Source organism: Rufibacter ruber, assembly GCF_001647275.1.
GTDB lineage: Bacteria > Bacteroidota > Bacteroidia > Cytophagales > Hymenobacteraceae > Nibribacter > Nibribacter ruber_C.
The window spans coordinates 1-18,468 of sequence record NZ_LRMM01000047.1 but is presented as its reverse complement, the minus strand read 5'-3'; the positions used below and the strand labels follow the sequence as shown (position 1 = coordinate 18,468).

General features: G+C 55.1%; 14 protein-coding genes. 9 read left to right on the top strand and 5 right to left on the bottom strand.

What is annotated here, in order from left to right; translation table 11 throughout:
- Positions 1 to 60: 60 nt before the first annotated feature.
- Complete coding sequence (locus A8O25_RS15785; RefSeq protein ID WP_066836616.1) at positions 61 to 1,611, bottom strand: glycoside hydrolase family 10-like protein; 1,551 nt, start codon at positions 1,609 to 1,611, stop codon at positions 61 to 63.
- 523 nt (positions 1,612 to 2,134) lie between these two features.
- On the opposite strand from A8O25_RS15785, the gene A8O25_RS15775 reads away from it, so the two are divergent.
- On the top strand, positions 2,135 to 2,647 hold the full coding sequence (locus tag A8O25_RS15775; RefSeq protein ID WP_066836612.1) for a DUF2628 domain-containing protein: 513 nt from the start codon (positions 2,135 to 2,137) through the stop codon (positions 2,645 to 2,647).
- 238 nt (positions 2,648 to 2,885) lie between these two features.
- Positions 2,886 to 4,247: a mechanosensitive ion channel family protein gene (locus tag A8O25_RS15770; RefSeq protein ID WP_082893693.1), complete on the top strand. Its 1,362-nt coding sequence runs from the start codon at positions 2,886 to 2,888 to the stop codon at positions 4,245 to 4,247.
- 60 nt (positions 4,248 to 4,307) lie between these two features.
- On the opposite strand, the gene A8O25_RS15765 is transcribed toward A8O25_RS15770, so the two are convergent.
- Positions 4,308 to 5,426, bottom strand: coding sequence for a toxin-antitoxin system YwqK family antitoxin (locus tag A8O25_RS15765; protein WP_066836610.1), 1,119 nt, complete (start codon positions 5,424 to 5,426; stop codon positions 4,308 to 4,310).
- A gap of 35 nt (positions 5,427 to 5,461) precedes the next feature.
- Positions 5,462 to 5,752, bottom strand: coding sequence for a YciI family protein (locus A8O25_RS23880; protein ID WP_074987990.1), 291 nt, complete (start codon positions 5,750 to 5,752; stop codon positions 5,462 to 5,464).
- Between the two features lie 261 nt (positions 5,753 to 6,013).
- Between A8O25_RS23880 and A8O25_RS15755 the strand changes: the two genes are divergently transcribed.
- The 3 genes from A8O25_RS15755 (at position 6,014) to A8O25_RS15745 (ending at position 11,145) form a co-directional block, all read left to right on the top strand.
- Entirely contained in the window at positions 6,014 to 7,858 is a 1,845-nt protein-coding gene (locus A8O25_RS15755; protein ID WP_066836640.1) for an outer membrane protein assembly factor BamB family protein, read from the top strand.
- A 325-nt stretch (positions 7,859 to 8,183) separates the two neighbouring features.
- Complete coding sequence (locus A8O25_RS15750; RefSeq protein ID WP_066836609.1) at positions 8,184 to 10,685, top strand: TonB-dependent receptor; 2,502 nt, start codon at positions 8,184 to 8,186, stop codon at positions 10,683 to 10,685.
- 172 nt (positions 10,686 to 10,857) lie between these two features.
- Positions 10,858 to 11,145 carry a DUF1456 family protein gene (locus A8O25_RS15745; RefSeq protein WP_066836608.1) on the top strand — a complete coding sequence of 96 codons (288 nt, stop codon included), beginning with the start codon at positions 10,858 to 10,860 and terminating at the stop codon, positions 11,143 to 11,145.
- A gap of 306 nt (positions 11,146 to 11,451) precedes the next feature.
- On the opposite strand, the gene A8O25_RS15740 is transcribed toward A8O25_RS15745, so the two are convergent.
- Positions 11,452 to 11,760: an HNH endonuclease gene (locus tag A8O25_RS15740; RefSeq protein ID WP_066836606.1), complete on the bottom strand. Its 309-nt coding sequence runs from the start codon at positions 11,758 to 11,760 to the stop codon at positions 11,452 to 11,454.
- A 288-nt stretch (positions 11,761 to 12,048) separates the two neighbouring features.
- Here A8O25_RS15740 and A8O25_RS15735 point away from each other — a divergent pair, with 288 nt between their 5' ends.
- Positions 12,049 to 13,299, top strand: coding sequence for an MFS transporter (locus A8O25_RS15735; protein WP_241499051.1), 1,251 nt, complete (start codon positions 12,049 to 12,051; stop codon positions 13,297 to 13,299).
- A gap of 254 nt (positions 13,300 to 13,553) precedes the next feature.
- Here A8O25_RS15735 and A8O25_RS15730 read toward each other — a convergent pair whose 3' ends face one another.
- Positions 13,554 to 14,756 (bottom strand): alpha/beta fold hydrolase, encoded by a 1,203-nt coding sequence (locus tag A8O25_RS15730; protein WP_161947768.1) that lies wholly within the window; start codon positions 14,754 to 14,756, stop codon positions 13,554 to 13,556.
- A gap of 160 nt (positions 14,757 to 14,916) precedes the next feature.
- Between A8O25_RS15730 and trxA the strand changes: the two genes are divergently transcribed.
- From trxA to A8O25_RS15715, 3 genes are all read left to right on the top strand, one after another.
- Positions 14,917 to 15,255 (top strand): thioredoxin, encoded by a 339-nt coding sequence (trxA, locus tag A8O25_RS15725; protein ID WP_277620019.1) that lies wholly within the window; start codon positions 14,917 to 14,919, stop codon positions 15,253 to 15,255.
- Between the two features lie 257 nt (positions 15,256 to 15,512).
- The gene (locus tag A8O25_RS15720; RefSeq protein WP_066836599.1) at positions 15,513 to 17,381 is read left to right on the top strand and encodes a M61 family metallopeptidase; all 1,869 of its coding nucleotides are present in this window, start codon (positions 15,513 to 15,515) and stop codon (positions 17,379 to 17,381) included.
- Positions 17,382 to 17,596: 215 nt separating this feature from the next.
- Positions 17,597 to 18,468, top strand: an 872-nt coding sequence (locus A8O25_RS15715; RefSeq protein ID WP_241499050.1) for a TonB-dependent receptor, incomplete at its 3' end; no start/stop codon positions are given.

The window sequence follows — 18,468 nt, the reverse complement described above, 5'->3', positions numbered from 1 at the left end:
AACAGCAAGGCCTGACGTATTCTAAAAATACGTCAGGCCTTGCTGGTAAATCAGGGCAGTTTACAAACCTTCTTTGGGCACTTCTATCTCTTTGCGTGCGCCTTCGTTCCCCACCCGGTCCACGGTGGCCACTGCTACCTTGTTGAGCGGCAGGAGGGTAGCGGGGTTGGCGGCCACCGTCTTTTTCAACGTGAAAGAGCGGTCATGGCGGTTCAGGATTTTGTAGCTCCAGTTGTTGCCGTACTGGTAGTAGACCACAGATCTGAAAGCGTCTTTTTCGTTCTTCGGGATCCAGACCACGCGCACAGAGTCACCTTCCAGTTCAGTGCTTACCGCCGGGGCCTCGGGGGCCTTGTTGTCTAACCAGGGACTGGCCGGCACCAGCGCGTCATTTCTGTAAGGGCCGTTCAGAAGGGCCTTCGCCATGGGCGGATTCTTAGTCACCTGCGAAATGCTCCAGTGTACCACGCCTTTGCTGTTAGGCAGCATGCCCCTGGAAATCATGATCTGGCTCAGAATTTCGCGCACGTTGACCTCACTGCTGTCATTGCCCACGCTTATGCCCGGCCACAGGTGGCGGCGCATGGTGTTCTCCTGCTCCCACCACCCCAGCAGCACCGGGTAGCTTTGGTTGATCTGGTTAATTTTCCAATACAGCTGCGGGGTGAAATAATCTACCCAGCCTTTGTTGAGCCACAGCTTGGCGTCTGCGTACAGTTGCTCATACTGGTCAAACCCTTGCACAGAGGCGGGGTAGCCGGGCCGCCAGATCCCAAACGGGCTCAGCCCGAACTTCACATACGGCTTCTCTGCTTTGATCCCCCGGTAGAGCCGCTCAATGAACTGGTTCACCGCCTGCCGCCGCCAGTCTCCCCGGGAGAGCGTTCCGCCCGACTTCTGGTAGGCCGCCCAGGTGACTTCATCAGGAAAATCCTGGTCGCCGTTGTAAGACGGGTACGGGTAGAAATAGTCATCAAAATGCACGCCGTCAATGTCATAGCGCTTCACCAGGTCCATGACCACGGCGTAAGAATGGTCTTGGGTGCCCTGGTGGGCCGGGTCCATCCAGTGGTAGCCTTCCTTCAGTTTTACCACCAGCTCCGGGCGCTTCTTCACTATTGACTGCTCACTCACCGGGCCGCCGGCGGTGTGGTGCGCCCGGTACGGGTTAAGCCAGACATGCAGCTCCAAACCACGGTCATGGGCGGCCTCGGTCCAGAATTCCAGCGGGTCATAATACGGCTCCGGGGCTTTACCCTGCACCCCGGTGAGGTAGTAAGACCACGGTTCCAGATCACTCTTATACAGGGCATCGGCCTGCGGCCGAACCTGGAACACCACGGCATTGTAGTGATGATTCTTCAGGAAATCAAGCAGGGCAATGGCTTCCTTTTGCTGCTCCTCAGTGGTTAGACCTGGTTTACTGGGCCAGTTGATGTTGGCCACGGTGGCTACCCAGGCCGCCCTGAACTCATTGTCTGCCTTTGGCCCCACCACCGCGGGGCCAGGCTGCCGCACCGGCTCCTCTTTCGCCACCGGCTTTGAGGTAGTGCAGGAATTTAAGAGAACAGTGAGGCAGAGGCCAGAAACCGCCAATAACTTTTTAATCATGTTTGGTGTGTTAAGGTTTGAGGGATAGGGGTTATTTCTTAAGTATTGGGTTGAAAGCTGTACTCCATCTTATTACATACCGCATTGCCGCCGTAAAAGCCTTGGGCTACTAATTAAAAACCTCCTCAGCGGCAACGGTGACTACCCGCATTCGCGGAAGAAGCTAAAAAGTAAACACAGCCCCTGAGGGGTGGGGCAAGCGGCGGCAAGAAAACAAAAATTTTGCAGGTTTTTAAATAAATTAAGGATGTGGCGCCTCTGTGGCTGTCGCTTGCCGCTGGCGCACAGGTCTTATCTTTTGCCGCTGTTTCTGACCTGTTTTTTGTAAAACAGACCAAAAACAGGAAAAGCCGGTCTTTCTGCAGCGGCAGCCGATCTAAGGGCCAAGAAGCGCGCCTTGTGCCAGGGGTGAGAGGCCTCTGGAAGCAGCCTCAGCTCCAGGTCCCAGCAAAAGGCCCTGCAGCAGAAACTCCGCTAATCTTGTACCTTTACCGTATAGTACTTCCTAACCTCATTTACAGCCATGCAAGCTGACTCACCAGCCCCAGACAATGACGACCTGCAAGATTTTTACCGCGCCTATTTTGGCGTAGACGCTGACTACTATCTTTATAAACTGGCCCAGCAGCAAGCCGGCACCAGATTCACCTTTAACTTGGGGGCCTTCTTCTTTGGGCTGTTCTGGATGTTGTACCGCAAGCTGTATGTGCAGGCGCTGGCGGTGGTGGCGGTGGTGGCCGGGGTGTCTTTTCTGTTGAACTACCTGGCGCTCACTCAGCAGATTGCTGCGCAGACCCTGCAGCTGATTAATAATTTCATTGCGCTTTTCTGGAGCCTGGCCATTGGCTTTCTGGGGAACTGGCTGTACCTGCGGCAGGCAAAGGCCCGGGTGACCAAGATGCTGCAGAAAGAAAAGGATGAAGAACAGGCCGCCCTGCGTCTGCAGCGGCAAGGCAGCATCACTTACCTTCCCCACATCCTGCTCGCGGCGCTGTTCCTGGTCTATCTGCTCTTGAACCAGTTCCTGGGCAGATAAATTTGGCAGGTGGCGTTGCCCGCCCCTTTGCCCTGGCTTTTCTGTTTTAGGGCTGTTTTTCAAAAAACAGCCCTAAAACAGAAAAATACCTTTACCAGACCATTCCACCAGTAGCTGCCCAGACATCTTGGTCTGGCACGGCCCGCCATGGGGTGTTCTTAGCCTAAGTTTTGTTTTCCCGTATAAAAAGGGACTCCCTTTGCAGCTGCATCAGCAGGGGCACACCTAAAGAAGCTTTATGCGGAAAATCAGTACCAGTAGATACAGGAAAACCAACTCCCCCACCCCATCTGCCCCCAGAGGCCGCACCACCCCCTCCAGACGAAGCCTGGCGGCCCGCCAGCAAAGAAAACGCCTGGTCAAGCGGAAGGGATCTGCCGTAAAAGGGGCCGAAAACCGACTTAAAAACTTCAGGCAGGCCTCTATTCTGGCGGTGGCCATCACGGGCTTCTTCCTCATGGTGGTGGCCCCCAGTGAAGCGGGTCTGGGGCTGCAGGAAGTTGACACGCTATCGGGGGCCGCTGACTCCTCCGGGTTGTCTCCTACAGACTCTCTTCTCCTGCCAGACTCTCTGGAACAGGCGCAGGACTCCCTGGCAAACGGCTCCCTGAGCGCCTCCAGCAAGGCCGCCGCCGGTGAAGCCATAGGCGCCCTGCAGAAAATCTGGAACGGCTTCTACTACAACCTTCCCAGGGTCCTCATTGCACTTGGGGCGCTGGTGCTGGCCTGGCTGCTCTCCAGGCTGTTAAAGCAACTTCTGAAAAAGGCCATTGGCCACTGGCACAGCTCAGGGGGCGTGCTCACGCTAGTTTCCCTCTCCATCTGGCTGTTTGCCATTGGGTTGGCCGTAAGCGTGGTGGCCGGTGACATCAGGGCGCTGGTGGGGTCCCTGGGGCTGGTGGGCCTGGCCTTGTCCTGGTCTCTGCAAACCCCCATTGAAAGTTTTACGGGCTGGTTGCTCAACTCCTTTCAAGGCTATTACCGCGTGGGCGACCGCATACGGGTAGGCGAAGTTTTTGGCGATGTGTACCGCATTGACTTTCTCACCACCACTGTCTGGGAAATTGGCGCACCCTACCAGCCCGGCATTGTGCAGGCTGAGCAGCCTACCGGCCAAATGGTCACGTTCCCCAACAATGAGATTCTCACCGGCACGGTCATCAACCTCACCGGTGATTTCCCCTACGTGTGGGATGAACTGGCCGTAGCCGTGGCCAATGAGTCAAAACTAGACGTGGCCATGGCGGTGATAGAACGGGTGGCCCTGGACCTGTTGGGCAACCTCATGATGGAGCCCGCCCGCCAATACGCCAAGCTGCTCCAACGCGCTGAACTGGCAGACCCCGTTGCTGACAAGCCCCAGGTGTTTGTTTCCTTGGAAGACTCCTGGACCAACATTACCGTGCGCTATCTGGTGGGGGCCCGCGAACGCAGGAAATGGAAGAGTGAGCTCACCTTCAGGATAGTGCAGGAGCTTAACAAACCAGAGTACGTGGGCGTGATCAAAGCCGTTTACCCAAGGCAACAGGTGCAGTTCATCAGCCCAGAGGGCGCCCCGGTGGCCATCAATGAGTTTGGCGACGTTCATCCTAAAGAATAAAAGCGTCTGTTTTGCTGTTTTGAGAAACAGGCCAAAACAGACGCAGGGCAACCGCAAAACCTAGTTAGACGGGGCCATGGGCAGGAAACGGTAGGTGAACCGGTACCCGCCCTGGCTGAACGTGAAATGGAAGACAATCTTCTGGGTCACTGGTTTCCCGTCGGCCAGTGGGGGCTCTAAAGACGGCAGCCTCTCCAGCGCCTTGCTCAGGCCAGAGACAATCTTCATGTCAAAGGCGTTGTTGCTCCGGAGCCTGACCACCCGGCCGTTTTCATTCACCTCACCTTCCAGCTCCAGCTCGTTTTCATATATTTTCAGGTCTACGGTTGACAGAAACGCCCGCACGTTGTTTTTGATCTCCTCAGAGAAGGAAGCGTTCCCGTACTTGTACTGGGCACTCTGGTATCTTTTTCTGGCGGTACCGTTGCAAGGCACCCTGGACAGGCGCACCTTTTCGGCGTTCAGGAACGGAAAGAGGTTTTCGCCCACCAGTTTAAGGCGGGAGGCGTCTTTGTAGTCTCCGGTGGGCCCGCTCCCCTTCACAAAGGCCCCTTTTTTAAAGGTTTCGCTGATCAGGATGGCATCTGAGCGGTCATTCTGGCGGCTGCCTTTCCAGTAGCCTTCAGGAGTGCCGTTCAGCAGCTTGCCTGTCCATTTGATGGCGCCGTTAGACTCTGAGTAGGTGCCCGCCCCATTCTGCACGGTATGCTTGCCTTCTGCATCCCAGGCCTCCAGAATCTTGACTCCGGCTGGTAAAGCCTCAAAAACAAGCTGCGGCTTGCCGCTTTCATCATAGAGCTCCCAGCGGCCGGTGAACCTGTCTTCCTGGAAATCACCCTTGGCCCTGAGGCTTCCGTTGAGGTTGCGGTACAGGAAGGGCCCCGTCTTGAGGCCTTCTGGGGTGAAGGTTCCTTCTGCCAGCACCAGCTCCCTCTCCTGGGCGCTCACGTCTCTGAACTTCCCAAAGAACTTGCGCTGCTTAAAGTTATAATGTGCCTGCCGTATGATTTGGGCGCAACTGTCTTCAATCAGGTAATAGTCCTGGTCATAGGCAAAATTCACACTGTCTTTGCCAATGGGTTTCAACCGCACATTGCGTCTGGGGGCGGTGGGCGGCTGGGCCAGGGCACTAACCGTTACGCAGAGCGTGACACCCATGCTTAATAAGAAATGTTTCATAGAAGGGGGGGGGACAGCAGCGCTGACCAGTTTCTTTACACCTGGGCCACTTTGAACGGCTTCACCTCTACCTTCTCCCAGACTTTCTGCTGAATGTAGGGCTCCTCGTCCATCCACTTCTGCAGCTCCTCTTCCTGCTCAAACTGCAACACCAGGGTAGAGCCAATCATCTGCTCCTTATCGTTCAGAATGGCGCCCCCAAGCAGGAAGTTGCCGCTGGCCTTCAGCTTTTTAGCCATTTCAAAATGCGCGGGCCTTACGGTCATACGGTGGTCTAACGCCCCTTCATGGGTATAGTCTAACCCGGTTATCAAATACTGTTTCACAGAATATGTTTCGTTTGTGTTCCTAAAAATAGAAAAATTCCCTGAAGCCGTACCTGCGCCGCCACTTCCTTTCTGGAATATACTTCCCGTGTGCCGCCGCCGGTTTCTGTTTTTGACCTGTTTTCTGAAAAACAGCCCGAAAACAGAAACCAATGGAACAGGCTTTATATTTTTAATATTATTTAAGAACATGACCCGTCTGGCTTGCTCCCCAAGACCAAAACCTCTATACTTAACCCGCCAAAGATTTCTCCCCTGTTTATGAAACACGTATTTAAAATGGTGCTCCTGGTCTTGTGCCTCCAACACAGCAGCAGTTTTGCACAGAAATTCAAATTCGCCTTTGTCACTGACACCCATATTGGTTCGCCCAGCGGCGGCGCCGAAGAAGACCTGCAGCGCACCGTGGCTGATATCAACCAGATGCCTGACGTAGACTTTGTACTGCTCACCGGTGACATCACGGAGATGGGCACAGACAAAGAACTCAAACTGGCCAAAAGCATTATTAGTCAGCTGAACAAACCCTATTACATCATTCCCGGCAACCATGACACCGGCTGGTCAGAGTCTGGGGGCGTGAGTTTCATACGGGAGTTTGGGTATGACAAGTTTGCCTTTGAGCACAACGGCTACAAGCTCATTGCCTGCGCCTCCGGGCCGTATGTGCGCATGTCAGACGGCCATATCCCGCGTGATGCCACCGTGTGGCTGGACAGCGTGCTGGCGGCTACGCCGAAAACCCAGCCCATCATCTTCATCAACCATTACCCGCTTGACAAAGGGCTGGACAACTGGTATGAAGCCACAGACCGCCTTAAGAAGCAGAACACCCAGTTTACGCTCTGCGGCCACTACCATGTAAACCAGCCCTTTGACGCCGAAGGCATTCCCGGCACTATTGGCCGCTCCAACCTGCGGGCCAAAGACCCTGTGGGCGGGTACAACCTGGTAGAGGTGCGGCAAGACTCGGCACTGTTTTCTGAGCGCACCCCGGGGGTGGGCACCAAACCCGTCTGGCGCCGCATTGCCCTGGGCACCCGCTCATATGACACCGCCAAACCGTTTGAACGCCCCTCGTATGCCGTCAATACCACGTACCCGGCGGTAAAGAAGGTGTGGAGCTACCACTCAGACGCCAACGTGATTTCTACGCCCTTGTCTACCAACGGCCTGGTCATCTTTGGGAACAGCGTGGGCAAAGTAGAGGCGCTCTCAGAGAAAGACGGAAAACTAAAATGGACGTACCAGACCGGTGGCGGAATTTTCTCCTCGCCCGCGGCTTATAAAAAGCTGGTCATCTTCGGCTCCGGTGACGGGCACATCTATGCCTTAGAAGCCAGGACCGGGAAACTAGCCTGGAAAACCAAAACCGAGGCCTCAGTGCTGGGCTCGCCGCTGGTAGAGAAAGACGTGGTGTACATTGGGGCCAGTGACGGCAAATTCAGAGCCCTGGAGGCTGCAACCGGCAAACAGCTCTGGGCCTTCTCCGGCCTGGAAGGCGCAGTGGTCAGCACCCCGCTGCTGTATGAGGGAAAAATTATCTTTGGCGCCTGGGACCGGCACCTCTACGCCCTGAACCAGAAAGACGGCTCCCTTGCCTGGAAGTGGAACAACGGCTCCCCTAACCGCATGTTTTCCCCAGCCATGGCCATTCCGGTGGCGCATGACGGGGTGGTGTACCTTGTTGCCCCAGACCGGTTCATCACCGCCCTGGACAGCAACACCGGCCAGGCCCTGTGGCGCAGCAAAGAAGCCACCGTGCGGGAGTCCCTAGGCCTCTCTGCAGACAAGAAACTGGTCTATGGCAAAACCATGCAAGACGAGGTGGTGGCCTTTGAAACCGGCAAAACCGCCCCTAAACTTGCCTGGAGAATGAACGCCGGGTTTGGCTATGAGCACGTGCCGTCTATGCTGATTGAGAAAGACGGGGCTGTTTTCTTTGGAACCAAGAGCGGGGTGGTCTACAGCATCAACCCACAGACCAAACAGGTTAACTGGGCGCACAAGATTGACAACTCCATGGTAAACACGGTGAATGCCCGGCCCAAGAAAAAACTGATTGCCGCCACCATGGATGGCAAAGTAGAAATGCTTTCTTTCTAGCTTCTCCTGAACAGGCACCCTTTGCTTTACTCCAGCCTGTGTTGCCTGAAAAAGACTCAGGAGCCGGTCAAAGGTTGGGGTGCCTTCGGCCAAAGGCCCTCTACCCATAACCGGTCTTGCTGCTGACAAAGCAGGCGGGCAGGTGCCACGCACCAGAGTATCCCAGACGCTTCTTCAAAAATATACTTAAAAGAAGTGTCTGGGATTAAACCAATTACTCTCTACTTTGTCTAAAAGCCCAGGCAAGCTGAGTGCAACTAAAACCAGCCCCGGCTTGGCTCCCCTTACCTGTTATTGATCTACCTGGCTTTGTATATTTCTTAGCATGATGCGCATTCCCCTCCAGCACCTGGCTTGTCTGGCCCTCTTCTTTCTGGTTCTGCTGCTCCCGGCAACATCTAGCGCCAGTTCTGCTGCCCTGGTAGAAAGCAGGCAAACAGGAGGGGTGACTTTAACCGGAACGGTGGCAGATGCGGTGACCCGGAAGCCGGTTGACTTTGCCACCGTAGCCCTGCAAGACAAAGCCGGCAAGCCGCTCAACGGGGCCACCTGTGATGACAAAGGCGCGTTCACTATGCCCAGAGTGGCGCCGGGGGAATATGTATTGGCCGTCTCGTTTGTAGGCTATAAAACCAGGCTGCACCCCATCACCGTCTCTGCCGGGGCCTCCAGCCAGAACGTTGGCAGCATCTTACTGGAAACCGACAGCAAAGCCCTGGAGGAAGTGGTGGTGACCGCTGAGAAAGACCTGATCCAGGAAACAGATGACGGGTTGGTCTACAACGCAGAGAATGACATCACCAACATTGGCGGCACCGCCGCCGATGTGCTGAAGAAAGTCCCCTCCCTTGCCGTAGACATAGACGGCAACGTGGAGATGCGCGGCAGCCCCAAAATCAAGATCCTGATCAATGGCAAACCTTCTTCCATGCTGGGTGACAACCTGGCAGAGGCGCTGGCGCAGATTCCGGCCGACATGATCAAATCAGTAGAGGTGATCTCCAGCCCGTCTGCCAAATATGACGCAGAGGGCACGGCCGGGGTGGTCAACATCATCACCAAGAAAAGTTCAGTAGAAGGCATGACTGGTTCTGTCACCGGCACCTTGGGCAACCGCACCAACAACCTCAACTCCAACCTGAACATCAGAAAGAAAAAGGTGGGCATACGGGCTACGGTTGGCGGCAACTTCAATGACCGCAACGGAGACTCTGAGTCTGAGCAGCAGTATTTCAGGGAGGAGAACACCATCCAGACGCCCACCAAACAGATCCAGCAGGTGAGCACCTTTGACAACAACGGGCGCTCCATCTTCGCGCAGCTGGGGGGCGACTATGAGTTCAACGAGCATACCTCCCTTAGCGCCAGCATGCGCCTGAACGCTGGCCGCAACCTGAGTGACCGCACCCTCACCACCAATGAGTTCACCCCGGCGGGCGAAGAGCGCGTGAACAACTTCCGGTTCAGGGACATGGAGAACACCGGCCGCTCCAGCGGGCTGGACATGAACCTGCACTACAAAAGGAAATTCAAGAAAAAAGGCCAGGAGCTGGACGTGCTCACCATCCTCAACAACAACCAGTCTGGCAGTGACTACCAGTTAGCAGAAAACAACCGCACCGGCACCATCACCCGCCGCGAGGAAAGCGACAACCAGGGCCGAAACCGGGAAATCACCTTTCAGGCAGACTACTCACACCCGTTTGACAAGTGGGGCAGCCTGGATATTGGGTCCCGGGCGGTCTTGCGCAACTCATCCAGTGACTACAGCTTCTCGTTTGCCAGAACGGCAAACGCCCCCCTGCAACTGGATCCGGTTAGGTCTAACCGGTTCAATTATGACCAGGATGTGTATTCCACCTACCTTTCTTACACCTACCGGTTCAAGAAAACCTACACCTTCAGGCTGGGCGGCCGCTATGAGTACACCAACGTACAGGGGCAGTTTAACACCAACAACATAGACACCAACCTGGACAAGCCGTTTCACAATTTCATGCCCAACGTGATGGTCATGCGCAACTTTGCCAAAGGCCAGCGCCTGCGGCTCAGCTACTCCACCCGCATTCAGCGCCCCGGCATTGGCCAGCTGAACCCGTACCGCAATGAGAGCAACCAGTTGAACATCAGGTATGGTAACCCCAACCTGGACGCTGAGCTCACCCATAACACTGACGTCAACTACAGCTGGCTCATCAAAAATACCAGCGTCAACACCTCTGCCTACTGGCGGCAGACCAACAATGACATTGCCCACTACCAGTTTCCGGTTTCACCCAGCAGTGACACCCTCAACACCACCTTTGAGAACCTGGGCAAAAACGCCGTGTACGGCACCAGCGTATCTGCCTCTACCCGCATCAAGAAAAACGGGCAGGCGGGCCTCAACCTCAACCTGTACTATAATGACCTGTACAGCTTTGTAGGGAAGTATGCCGTGAGCCGGGCCGGCTGGATGTACAACCTCAGCGGAAACCTCTCTTACCGCTTTGAGAAAGACTTCAGCGTGCAGACCGCCGCCTCCTACAACTCGCCCCGCATCTCGCTCCAGAGCCGAAGCACCGCCAACTACTCCTACAGCCTGGGCCTGCGCAAGGAGTTTCTCAAGCGCAAGGCGGGCGTGAGCCTGAATGTGGAGAATTTCATCAGCAGCCTCAACACCATCAGAACCACGGTGAACAACACCAACTCCAACAACCTCAACTTCAACAACAACTACAACCGCATTGTGCGCCTGAGCTTCAATTACCGCTTTGGGAAGATGGAGTTCAAGCGGGACAAAGCCCTGGAGCGCTTGACCGGCGAAGGGGCTAAAAAGAAAGGTTAACGTAGCGTATCCCCGGTGAAGCCAGCGGCCGCCCCTGTTTCTGCCCTCCTTTTCCAATTTCAGGCGAAAAACAGGGGCGGCTGTTTCATTTTACCGGAACAGCGGTACCTTTGGCCTTTCAGAAAAAACCGCGTATAAGAATGAGGCTTCTTATACCTTACCCCGCACAGGCATGACCAACAATGATATAATGAAAAAACTGCGCGTGGCCCTGCAGCTGCGCGATGATGAGATTGTACAGATCCTGAAACTGGTAGACTTCAACGTCACCAAGAGCGAACTGGGGGCTATCTTCCGGCAGGAGGACCACCCCAACTACAAGCCCTGCGGAGACCAGCTGCTGCGCAATTTCCTGAACGGTTTGATCATTCACCTGCGGGGCCCCCAGGAACCACGTAAACCCGCAGCAGACCAGCCCAAAGCGTATCCGCCCAGGAGAAACAAACCAGACAACAGGTAATTCCGTTTTCGGCCTGTTTTCAGGAAAACAGCACTAAAACAGCCCTGCTGGCCCTTAGTGCTGCTGGCCTTTTTTCAGCTGGCCGCTTTTCAGCCGTGCTTTTACCTGGCAACACTGCTGTCACCAGATGCTTTCCCTTCTGTTTTGGGGCTGTTTTTCTGAAAACGGCTCCAAAACAGAATTCCCCTCCCCCATTGGATTCAGTCCCCCTCAATCCGCCCACGGCGGAATGCCATTCCAGCTCTCTTGAGAAGAAATCTCCCAGACACCAGAGGTTTGGCTCCAGCAGGCACAAAAACCATTTATTTATCTGCGCTTGCCCCGGCGGTTGGTAATCTTGTCCAGCCGCTTGGTCTTCACCCAGTTCAGGTACTTCTGCAGTTCCTCAGAGCCTCTCAGCGCTTCAATAGAGTTGTAGAGCACGGCCAGTTCTTTGTTGGTGTGCGTGAGGTGCACGGTACTGTGGCAGGGCTGGCAAAGCGGGGCGGTGGGGCCGTGGCGGCCTCCCTCCTCCCGCGGGATCAGGTGGTGCAGCGTGGTAAAGCCCACTTCCCGGCCACACAAAGCACAGGTGGGGTCAGCGCTCTCTACTGGTTTCTTTTTCTTCTTCGCCACGGTCTTTCTGTGTGGTAAAAGCGTGTTTACAATTTGATTTGGTAAACGCAACTGGCTGGTCAGGTGCCTGGGTACATTATTTTAAACCTATGGCAGGAACCCGCTTTTGCCCTTCTAGCGCTGCAAAGCTGCTGAAGAACTGCTATTGAAGAACCTTGCTCTGGCCTGGCCTACACATGCCCTAAACAACTTTTGCCCCCGGCCTGTTTCAGGTCAAGACAAAATCCTTACCTTCGCGGCCCTGCTGTACGGGCGGCCTAAACCTCTCCTACTTAACCGCGTACAGCTTTGGGCTTACTTACTTTGAAGATGTCACTTTCCCCACCGCTATCGTCACAGACCCCAGCCCCCGCCCTGCGCGAAAGCTGGTTAATCTTTATACTGGCCGCCATTCAGTTCACCCACATCATGGACTTTGTGATCATGATGCCGCTGGGGCCCCAGCTCATGCGTGTTTTTCAAATCAGCCCCCGTGAGTTTGGGTTTCTGGTTTCAGCCTATACGTTCAGTGCGGCCCTCTCTGGTTTGCTGAGTGCCTTTTTTATTGACCGCTTTGACCGGAAGATTGCGCTGCTGGCGCTCTACGTGGGCTTCACCGCAGGAACCCTGGCCTGCGCGCTGGCGCCCACCTTTGAATTCCTGATGGCCGCCCGCATCTTTGCCGGCGCTTTTGGAGGGGTGTTAGGGGCCATGGTGCTGGCTATTATTGGGGATACCGTACCGGAGCAGCGGCGCGGGGCCGCCACGGGCAAAGTAATGGCTGCGTTTTCCATTGCCTCTATTGGCGGAATCCCGCTGGGGTTGTACCTGGCCAGCCACGCCAGCTGGCACGCGCCTTTCTTTTTGCTGACCGGTCTCTGCGTGCTGGTGCTGCTCATGGCCTGGCGCCTGCTGCCCCCCATGCGCAACCACCTGCTGAACCATGTTCCGCAGCACCCGGCGCAGGTGCTCAAGGCCATTTTCACCCGGCCCAACTGCCTATGGGCCTTCGCCCTCATGGTGGTGCTCTCTTTGGCGGGCTTTACCGTGGTGCCGTTCCTGAGCCCGTACATGGTGGCCAACGTGGGCTTCGCCGAGGCGGAGCTGAGCTACATCTACCTCTTTGGGGGGCTGGCGACGGTGGTGACCTCCCAATGGGCCGGCCGCCTGGCCGACAGGTTTGGCAAGAAGAAAGTATTCATGGTGGCCGCGGTCTTTTCGGTGATCCCCATTCTCATTGTCACGCATTTGCCCCAGGTGCCGCACTGGCAGGCCTTTATAGTGACCACGCTGTTCTTCATAGTGTTTGGGGCCAGGTTTGTACCGGCCATGTCCATGATTACCTCCAGCGTAGAACCGCGCCTGCGCGGTAGCTTCATGAGCGTTAATTCGTCTGTGCAGCAGTTGGCGTCTGGGCTGGCCGCCTTCCTTTCAGGTCTGGTCATCACCAACGCCCCCGGTTCTCAGCAATTAATGGGCTTTGGCACCGTGGGCATCATTGCCACCGTCTTCACCCTGCTTTCTATGCTGGTGGTGGGCAAACTGAAACAGGTGAGTTAAGTCTGTTTTGGGGCCATTTTCCTGAAAACAGGTTCAAAACAGTGAAGCGTTCTCTCACGCTAGCATACGCCTGTGCCCACGCATGTTGAGTCGGCAGACTCGGCCATACCCTGGCGAATGAGCAAATAGAAAATACGCCCTACCATAATAAGGAAAGCTGTTTTTGGCCTCTTTTCCTGAAAACAGGCCAAAAACAGCAATCCCCGCCGGGAACCCGGCGGGGATTGCTGTTTGCCAGAGAAGGCTATTGTCTGCTACTTCATGCCCTCCATCCAGGGAATCAGGTCTTTGATCATGGGCTCCAGACTGCTGAAGTGCGTACCGCCTTTGATAGGGATAAACTTCAAATCAGGGGCTCCGGCCGCTTTCATGGCGTCAACCGTCACCTGCGAGTTCTCAAAGGGCACCATGGTATCAGCGGTGCCGTGGTAAAGTCTGGTGGGACTTTTAGGCTCCCAGTTCTTGAGGCTGTTTCGCTTCAATGCCTGCTTCAACGCCTGCTCGCCATCGCCTTTCAAGGCCGCCAGGAACGTAGGGTTGAACAGCTTAGCCGGGTCTTTGTCCAGGGCACTGTTAATGGAGCCGCTGGTGCGGGTACCGTCAATCAGCTCCTGAATGCGCGTGGCGTTGGGTTCCCGGAAGAAGTGGGTGAGCGGGCGGTTCCAGCCGTAGGTCTGGTTGTAGGCCTGCAGGATGAACGCCAGATTGGCGGGATAATCATACGGCTTGCCTGACACCACCCGGCCCAGCATGCCCTCCAGGTCATAGCCCCCGGCCCCCGCGCCCGAAGCCGTGACTGTTAACCCGTGCTCCGGGTGCTCCTCCAGCTCCTTCTGCGCCGCCAGCGTCACGTAGCCGCCCTCAGAGTAACCGGCCAGGAACAGCTTGTCAGACGCCTTGATGTTGTTCTTCCTGAAAAAAGATTTGCCCGCCTTGATCATGTCTACCACCGCCGTGCCTGAGTGCTTCATGTCATAGTACGGGTGCAGAACCTGCCTGGAGACGCCATAACCAATAAAGTCAGGCACCAACGTCAGGTATCCGGCTGCGCCGAAGGCTTCAAAACCTGTCAAAGAGCTCAGCTGGAAATTGCTGGGCGCGTATTTCTGGTCAAACGTGGTACCGTGGTGGGCACTCAATATCGGTGCCGCCGATGTCAGGTTCAACGGCAACACCATCAGCCCGGAGGCTTTCATCTCCTGCCCGTTGTAGGTGGTGAGGTACGTCAACCGGTACACGTCCACGTCATACTTCACCAGGGTGGCCAGCTGTGACTGCCCGTTAGACACCGCAATCTGGCGCAGGCTGGCGGCCTGAATAGTGGTCAGTTTCTCTGCCGACACCAGCAGGTCTTTCTGGACCTCCTGCACCGGCTTCTCTTCCAGCACCTCGGCCTCTTTGCACCCCGAAAACCAGCCAGACATGGCCAGCACCGCAGATAATAATATAGTTTTCAACGCTTTCCTTCCTTTCATAAGTTATACTTTCTCAAGGATCTCCCCCACATTTAAGTTCCTTCTACAGCGAGATGTTTTGGAGCTGTTTTCGCCAAAACAGGCCTAAAACAGAATCCCTCTTTTTACGCGAATGGCTTGATCTGGAATTGGCTTTTTCCGTATACTTGCCTGTACTAAACGTGCAACAGACATGGCCAAGAAATCATTTCAGGAATTGATCAACAGCCCCGGCATGCCGGTGCTGGTAGACTTCTACGCCGACTGGTGCGGCCCCTGCAAAACCATGGCCCCCATTCTGCAGCAGGTGGCCCAGCAGTTTCAGGGCAAGCTGAAGGTGATCAAGATTGACGTAGACAAGAACCCGGCAGTGGCGCAGCAGTACCGGGTGCAGGGCATACCCACGCTCCTGCTGTTTCACCAGGGCAAACAGCTCTGGCGGCAGTCTGGCGTGGTGCCGCCGCAGCAACTGGCCCAGGTGGTGCAGCAGCACCTGCCGTAGTGTTTTTGCCTGTTTTCTGGAAAACAGGCCAAAAACAGAAAGCTTTCGCTCTTTCTCCAAGACCCTCTGCAAGCGCCCGGCCCCATCACGGCCCATTTCACGGGGTTATTTTTAGCCGGCTGCCGTGTAATTTTTAGCCCGCCCCACCGACTAAAGAAGCAGAAAGGAACTGTACAGCCCTGAAAAGGCAAGGATTTTGCAAAGACTCGCCCTGAAAGCTTGTATCTTTCGTTTTCTGATCATTCTATTCAACTAATATGATGTTAAAAAGATCTTTGGCGGCACTAGGATTGGCCGTGCTCTTGCAGGCCCCTATGCAGGCGCAAGATAAATCTGCCCCCACTTACCGTTTTTCTGTTGACCTGGGCCAGGTAAAAGGAGACAAACTGCAGGTGTCTTTGCTCACCCCAGACTTTGACAAAGACGAGGTGGTGTACCACATGCCCAAGATGGTACCGGGCACCTATGCGGTGTATGACTTCGGGAAGTTTATTGAGGACTTTGCCGCCTATGACAAAAAAGGCAAAAAGCTGGACGTGGAGCGGGTAGACCAGAACAGCTGGAAAATCAAAAAGGCGAAAAAACTTGCCAAGATCACCTATCTGGTCAACGACACCTGGGACACGCCTAAGAAAGAAGACATTGTGTTTGAACCGGCCGCCACAGACATTGAGGAGGGCAAAGTGTTCCTGATCAACACGCACGGCTTCTTCGGGTATTTTGACGGTCTGACCAAAGAGCCCTACCAGATTCAGGTGAACAAACCCAAAGAGTTCTACGGCGCCACCTCCCTGCGCACCGTGAGCAGCACCCCTACCTCAGACACCTACCGCCTGGCCAACTACAATGACCTGGTAGACGCCCCTATGCTCTACAGCCGCCCTGACACAGCCATGCTGAAGGTGGGCAACGCAGAGGTGCTGATCTCCACCTATGCCGCCGGCGGCGGGCAGCGCTCCAGAAACCTGGCGCAAAGCATCAAAACCATTCTGGAGGCGCAGAAAAACTACCTGGGCGGCACTCTGCCGGTAGACAAATATGCGTTCCTGATTTACATTGACAACAAACAGAACCGCACGGGCGCGTACGGCGCGTTAGAGCACTCGTACTCATCTGTGTATTATTTCCCTGAGATGCCGCCTGCCATGCTGGCTGAGCAGGTGCGCAACATTGCCGCGCACGAGTTCTTCCACATTGTGACCCCGCTGAACATTCACTCAGAGGAAATTGGCAACTTTGACTTCAGCAACCCCAAGATGTCTAAGCACCTCTGGATGTATGAAGGCGCCACGGAGTACTTTGCCCACCACGTGCAGGTGAACCAGAAACTGACTGACCTGACCGGTTTTCTGAAGGAGATGCGCGACAAGATCATTGCCTCTAAGCAGCAGTACAATGATGACCTGGCCTTTACTGAGCTCAGCCTAGGTGCTCTTGACAAGTATGAGAAGGAGTACGGCAACGTGTACCAGAAAGGCGCGCTCCTCAACATGGCCTTAGACATCAGGCTGAGAGAGTTGTCTGGCGGTAAATACGGCCTTCGCAACTTAATGAAAGACCTGAGCCGCACCTATGGCAAAGATGTGTCATTCAAAGATGAGGAGCTGTTTGATAAAATTGCCTCGTTGACCTATCCTGAGATCAGGGACTTCTTCCGGAAGTACGTTGAGGGCAATGAGCCGCTGCCGTATGCTGAGCTGTTCCAGAAAGTGGGGGTGACGTATCAGCCGTCAGGCGTGCAGAAACGCATTTCTTTGGGTAAACCCACCCTGGGGTATGACCAGCCTTCTGGGCACATCATTGTAGCCAGCACTGAAAACCTTACCGCGTTTGGCAAGCAACTGGGCTATAAGGTTGGAGACCAGCTGTGGCAGATCAACGGGGAAGACGTAACCCTGCGCAACGCCACAGATTTGATCAACAAGTACGTGATCAATGGTAAAGAAGGCGAAATGCTCACCCTTACCGTAGGCCGCAAAGACGCCAACGGCGAAGTAAAACCGGTGAAACTGCAAGCCAAACTAGTACCGGCCGAAGAAACCGTTTCACATTTGCTGACCCCAGACCCTAACGCCACCGCGGCACAGAAAGCGCTGCAGCAAGCGTGGCTGTACTCTGGCCTGTAACCATATTGGCACATGTTTTTGATTTCCGTTTTGGGGCTGTTTTTCAAAAAACAGCCCAAAACGGAAATTTCTTTTTAGAGCCCAATCCGGCGGCGCTTTAGGGGATACGGACGCTTCACCTGTCTCTCCTTTCTAGGAAACCAGGTTTAAAGTTCCTACCTTAAAAACATATCATCCCTTTAGGCGTTATCCTAAAAAATCTGAACGAATTGTTTGTGTATTCTTTGGTTAAACAAGTACCTATCAGGCTCTTTCTACTTCTACTCACCGTGTTTGGCCTCACTCCTTTCGCCGCTCAGGCGCAGGCGCAGGTATCTCTCAGCGGCACGTTACGTTCAGCAGGCACCGGTGAGCCGCTGATTGGGGCCAGCGTGGCGGTAGTGGGTTCGTCTAGCGGGGTCATCACCAATGAGAGTGGTTCCTACACCCTCAGCGTTGCCCCCGGCACTTACAGAATCCAGTTCTCTTACCTGGGCTTTGAGAACCTGATCAGGGAAATCAGGCTTAGAGGAAACACCCGGCTCAACGTGGAGCTCCAGCCCGCCAACACCCAACTCAATGAGGTGGTGATAGAGTCTGACCGGAACCGGTTTCAGGAGCGGCTCTCCACCCCGCAAATGAGCGTAGAAACCCTCACCTCCCGCGAGGCCAAGCTGCTGCCGGCCCTGTTTGGCGAGGTAGACATTGTGAAAACCCTGCAGCTCAAACCGGGCATACAGTCAGGTGGGGAGGGCACCAGCGGCCTCTTTGTGCGCGGCGGAAGCAATGACCAGAACCTGGTGCTCTTAGACAATGCCCTGGTGTACAACCCCAGTCACCTGTTCGGGTTTTTCAGTGTGTTCAACCCAGACGCGGTGCGGGGCGTGGAACTGTATAAAGGCGGTTTTCCGGCACAATTTGGCGGACGCCTTTCCAGCGTGCTGGACGTTTCTATGCGGGACGGCAACCGGAAGGAATATGACGTGACCGGCGGCCTTGGCCTCATTGCCTCCCGCCTCACCGTAGAGGGCCCCATCCAGAAAGACAAATCCTCTTTTATAGTGTCTGGCCGCCGCACCTACGTAGATGTTTTCACCCGCATGATCAA

Excerpts from the sequence above, each read along its gene's own strand:
- A8O25_RS15785 (WP_066836616.1), bottom strand. The coding sequence starts at position 1,611 with ATGATTAAAAAGTTATTGGCGGTTTCTGGCCTCTGCCTCACTGTTCTC.
- A8O25_RS15775 (WP_066836612.1), top strand. The coding sequence starts at position 2,135 with ATGCAAGCTGACTCACCAGCCCCAGACAATGACGACCTGCAAGATTTT.
- A8O25_RS15770 (WP_082893693.1), top strand. The coding sequence starts at position 2,886 with ATGCGGAAAATCAGTACCAGTAGATACAGGAAAACCAACTCCCCCACC.
- A8O25_RS15765 (WP_066836610.1), bottom strand. The coding sequence starts at position 5,426 with ATGAAACATTTCTTATTAAGCATGGGTGTCACGCTCTGCGTAACGGTT.
- A8O25_RS15755 (WP_066836640.1), top strand. The coding sequence starts at position 6,014 with ATGAAACACGTATTTAAAATGGTGCTCCTGGTCTTGTGCCTCCAACAC.
- A8O25_RS15750 (WP_066836609.1), top strand. The coding sequence starts at position 8,184 with ATGATGCGCATTCCCCTCCAGCACCTGGCTTGTCTGGCCCTCTTCTTT.
- A8O25_RS15745 (WP_066836608.1), top strand. The coding sequence starts at position 10,858 with ATGACCAACAATGATATAATGAAAAAACTGCGCGTGGCCCTGCAGCTG.
- A8O25_RS15720 (WP_066836599.1), top strand. The coding sequence starts at position 15,513 with ATGATGTTAAAAAGATCTTTGGCGGCACTAGGATTGGCCGTGCTCTTG.